4 protein-coding genes and 4 pseudogenes are annotated in these 4,507 nt (G+C 33.6%); all 8 read right to left on the bottom strand.

The window, feature by feature from the left end; all coding sequences use genetic code 11:
• Positions 1–297: pseudogene (locus V7183_RS23575) on the bottom strand (cytoplasmic protein); the annotation flags it as partial.
• A 102-nt stretch (positions 298–399) separates the two neighbouring features.
• Positions 400–672, bottom strand: coding sequence for an SUKH-4 family immunity protein (locus V7183_RS23570; protein WP_335361022.1), 273 nt, complete (start codon positions 670–672; stop codon positions 400–402).
• The gene (locus V7183_RS23565; RefSeq protein ID WP_335361021.1) at positions 659–1,132 is read right to left on the bottom strand and encodes an Imm30 family immunity protein; all 474 of its coding nucleotides are present in this window, start codon (positions 1,130–1,132) and stop codon (positions 659–661) included. The genes V7183_RS23570 and V7183_RS23565 overlap by 14 nt, the downstream gene beginning before the upstream one ends.
• 182 nt (positions 1,133–1,314) lie before the next feature.
• Positions 1,315–1,680 carry a hypothetical protein gene (locus V7183_RS23560; protein WP_335361020.1) on the bottom strand — a complete coding sequence of 122 codons (366 nt, stop codon included), beginning with the start codon at positions 1,678–1,680 and terminating at the stop codon, positions 1,315–1,317.
• Positions 1,681–1,758: 78 nt separating this feature from the next.
• Positions 1,759–1,938 (bottom strand): annotated as a pseudogene (locus tag V7183_RS23555) (hypothetical protein); the annotation flags it as partial.
• Positions 1,939–2,270: 332 nt separating this feature from the next.
• Entirely contained in the window at positions 2,271–3,086 is an 816-nt protein-coding gene (locus V7183_RS23550) for a YwqG family protein (protein ID WP_335361019.1), read from the bottom strand.
• Between the two features lie 438 nt (positions 3,087–3,524).
• A pseudogene (locus V7183_RS23545) lies at positions 3,525–4,412 on the bottom strand (DUF4026 domain-containing protein); the annotation flags it as partial.
• A pseudogene (locus V7183_RS26060) lies at positions 4,379–4,507 on the bottom strand (IS3-like element ISBce13 family transposase); the annotation flags it as partial. The pseudogenes V7183_RS23545 and V7183_RS26060, both read right to left, overlap by 34 nt.

Genomic DNA, 4,507 nt, shown 5'->3' with positions numbered 1-4,507 from the left:
ATAGTTCTGTACATTAGAAAAAACTTCATATAACATATCTTTTTGAGTTTCCATGCTTGTATTATAAGTCCCTTCTAATACATTTGCACTTTCTTCAGATTTAATATCATCCCAGACTACCTGAATCATGTCTAAATCTTGAGACCAAGCTAATTCTTGCGCAATATTAAAATCATGAATAACTTCTATATCATTTAACAAAGAATATATCTCAGTATTTCTTATATCGAATAAATTCTGTTTTTGTATAAACTCGATTACTTCTTCTACTAATTTTGTGTGTTCCCCATACTTCATTTATCTCCGCCTCTTTCCTTTAACATCTAAACATAATACTCCTCATTCACTGACTCGTATTATTACAAATTCTTTTCTTAACTATTCATAAAATGCACGCCTTTATTCAATAAGATTTTCAAGTTCTTCAGACCAAAATGTATTCTTTTCTACAGCCTTTGGATCGATACGCTTTAATTCATTTTCAAACCAGATACACACTGATTCAGGAATTTCATTATCTAAAAAAGCAAATTCACCATTTAAGTGAATCGCTTCGTCAATTAACTTCGAAAACAATAGAAGGCTTTCTGCAAATTGATGAATGGAAGAATTAATGAAGATTTCTTCATAGTTGTTGTAGTGATGTGAATAGACTACCTTATTTCGCCAAATGATTTAACATAAAATCAACCTTTTCCGCAAATAACTCGGGCATCTCACTCCTTACATTACACAAAATCTCTTTCACTATTTGTTTCGTATACTCATCAACTCGTTGTAAAGCTTTAATATATGGTAAAATTAACTCTTCTGAATTTAAAAGTGTTCGATGAATTCTATCTGCCCAAAATTCTGCCTGGGGTAACATATTTGGTATTCCATTCGCTAACTGTACAAGTCCATCCTCTAATCCATTCCGGCTTGCAATATAAAAAATAGTTTCCATTACATCGCTGTCTGCAGAAGGTTCCGCTACCTCGTCTTCAAATACTTTACAAAGTTCTGGAATCACTTCATTTCCTGCATGAAATGATAATTCATTTAATATTGCTTCAAATTCTTCAATATCATCGCCTTCATTTTCCATAAAGCGCATTTTATATAAAATAGCAAGTTGTTCTTTATAACTCATGATGTACCTCCTGATTTCATTCGCAACGTTATTTTTTAACAGTTTAATCTTGTTCTACTTAATTTCCAATCCATTTTCCATCTATTTTACTGACACTTACTGGTTACCTAATATACGAAATACTGTGTAAATGATTATGATGTAAAAAACAGCAGAGTTTTTAAAATCTCTGCTGTTCCCTGTTATTTAACTTCTAACTTGAACCAATTATTTATTGAATATATCATCGTTATCAAACAGCCGCTTACACCAAACCAGATAAGATTAGGATCAATCATTGAACCAAATAACACCGCTATTAACGATACCATACACAATAGCATCGCTATACCATTAATCTTAATTTCGACTATATCGCCACTTTTTACTTGTTTTTCTTTACTTCCAAAAAACAATTGATTTGCTTTTATCTTCGCTTCTTCTACATCAGAAGGGAGCATGTACTCTTCATTATTTTCTAATTTCATTACAACTTCATTATCCACCTTTAAAGCCACTCTTGTAGCTCCGCCCATCATTCCTGTTGCCCTTATTATTTTTATAGCCATTTTTAAACTCCCCCTAAACTTTTGTTCGTCTAATAAAAACCTTCCCATTTTTCAGTCTAGTATATTTTCTACAATTCTTCATCTTTTTTCAAAATAAGCGATAATTCTTCCATCGCCAGGGTACTCTCCATCCCAACCACAAGGAAAGCCACCTGCTTTATAGATTTCAAAAATAGTTTCAAAGAAATCGTTCTTTTTCCCATTGATAGCACGGCTAAAAGCACAATTAATGAGGTCAGCAACAACCTCATTAAAAAATTCATAAATATTAATCACTTAAAATCCATGATCAAAATCTATATGATATAAATCAATCCATTCTATAAATTCCGGTACTGTCCTAGCTTTGATAAACTCTTGTACTATACGATACGCCATTTCACGATCAACATAACTACAAGTATTTTGTGTATTATTACTGAATGTTCTTCGCGAGCAAGTAATGATTTAAAGTGATTTGAGAATTTAGACGAAACAATTACTAGTGGTATTAAAAAAGAAAAAAAGAAGATATCTTAGGAGAAATTGAAAATAATAACGTAACCCCGACCTGTTATCATGGTCGGGGTTGTATTTGATAAATAATCGTTTTAACAACAATCCCAGTTATACAAAACATTAGAGAAGTTTAAGTTTCGCAAATCTTCTTCTTTAATAAAGAAATTTGCAACACCTGAGTCTCCCCACATAATATCATTTTCCCCATCATCCGTATCAATTTGTAAAAGAAGAATATCGTAACCAGAATAGTTTGTTTCTCGTTCTCTCGGATCAGTTTGTGTGAAGCACGGATATCCTCCTACTTTATGCCCAGCTCCACTTAAATACTCACCACACACATCCCACATATCAAAAGTTTCTCCATCAACTTCCACTTCTTCATCTAAGTCTATGACTCCCTCAATTAACTCTTCGAAACGATAATCAGTCATACTCATTGCTTCGTATTTTAATTGAAAGGACAGCTTGTACTCTTCTATAAATGGAAGCATATCTTTATCAATCTCATCCATATAAGCAAAATCCGTCACAAGCAAGGACTCATCTGTAATAACGTTTTCATAGTATACTGTTCGGAAATTTTTCTGATTCGTTTGTTCATCAAAGTCAATGCCATAAACATCATCTTCATATGAAATGAAAAACTGTAAAATTCCCTTTTCAGGCATATTTTCTAGTTTTGGAATATCTGTAAAATTCAGCTGTGCTAATAGCATCATGACTTTCCCATTCTCATCTTTTGGATGTTCCGCTATCAATGGCAGATACGGATAACCTCCAAATTTACTTTGAGACAAAGAGGTATTCTCCTTATGCGCAGTAACCTGTATATACGATCGTATTGTGTTTTCTAATACATCTTTATATGGCTGTAAAATCAACGGAAATTCAAAATGAGTTTTCATATAAATCCATCCCCTTTCAATATGTTTTCTCACACGAGAAAAAGAACGTACGTTCCTTTTGTAAATTGTATAATATTTACTAAATTAATTGCAAGGAAAAACACAATTTCTCATGACATAACAAATTGCAAAAGCTCCCTATTCATCTTCATTCTTTCTTCTATAAATAAACCGTGGCCACTATTTTCAAATGGAACGATCTTAGCATTTTGAGGTGGGAGTATTACTGCCCGTTAATACGGGATGAACTGGCTTCAACTTCCCCTTATACGGATATAATGGTGCCTAGTCGATGCTTCGAATACTGGACCAACTCCTTTTCGTTGCAAAGTTCTAAAGCTTATTTAGATCCTGCAATGGAGTAACAAAAGACATAGCTTGAGCAAAAAATTTTCTAATCATTGAAAGCTCCAAAGCGCCCGTGCTTTAGAAGGCTGTTTATTCAAAAAACAGATATAAGTTGCTAGGTTTTATGACGTCATCTCCTGCATAAATAACCCATTCCGTTAAGTTTTCGAAATCTAGATTGTATGAAGTTCCTTCAGTCATATGTTCAATAAAATATGGATGGTTAATGAGTATTCCGTTGATGTTGTCTTCTGTAATGTTCTTCATTTCAAACCACATGTGTTCACTTTTGTCTTCTTCATAATGAATACCAAATTTGGCAAGGAAACGAAAGTCCTCATTGTTTTGTTCAATGTTAAAAATGTTGGCGAAATACCCAAAGCTGCTTTTCGCATTGTAAGCCATTCGATCTGTTTCAGCATTGGTTTTGTAGAACATCAATCCTGTATTCTCTTCTTGTTCGTTGAAAAAGCTTTCAATATATCCTTCTTCAGCATTAAAATAAAACAATACGACAGACGGAAGCTGATGGTATTCGTCTCGAGCGTCCATACCTCCAAGAAATAATTTATTTGCATCCGTTGGTTGAATGGATACTTCTTCCTCTTCAATCGAGGTTAATTGCGTAATACTCGTTTTATGCCCAATATAAGATAGGCCTTTTTCCCACGGAACGGCTACGGTATATATCGTACCTTGCTGACTTTGTGCTATAATTACAGGCTCGTTAATCGGGACATATCCATTTTCAATTGCGTTATTAGCAAATGTTTGAAAGAGGTCAGGAATACCGTAGTAAGAAGAAAGACGGTTTGGGATGATTAATTCAACTTCCGTTACTCCCGCTCTTAAAAGCCCATGTGTATGAAGCCGATATTGCGTAGGTTCACCATCTTCATAAACTGAATGAATGACATATAAGTCAGGGATGTCGGGTAATAATTCATTTTTAACGTGATATTCAATATATCTTCTAGTGTTATTTCATCTTCATCAACTGATGTGATAGGAGAATATAGTTTAATCCATTTATAAACGGTTACCTCTGATACGCCATACTCACTGCTTAATTG

This window comes from Bacillus sp. JJ1127 (genome assembly GCF_036965845.1).
In the GTDB taxonomy this organism is placed as follows: domain Bacteria; phylum Bacillota; class Bacilli; order Bacillales; family Bacillaceae_G; genus Bacillus_A.
The sequence above is the reverse complement of the archived record's forward strand: the minus strand, read 5'-3'. Positions and strand labels throughout refer to the sequence as shown.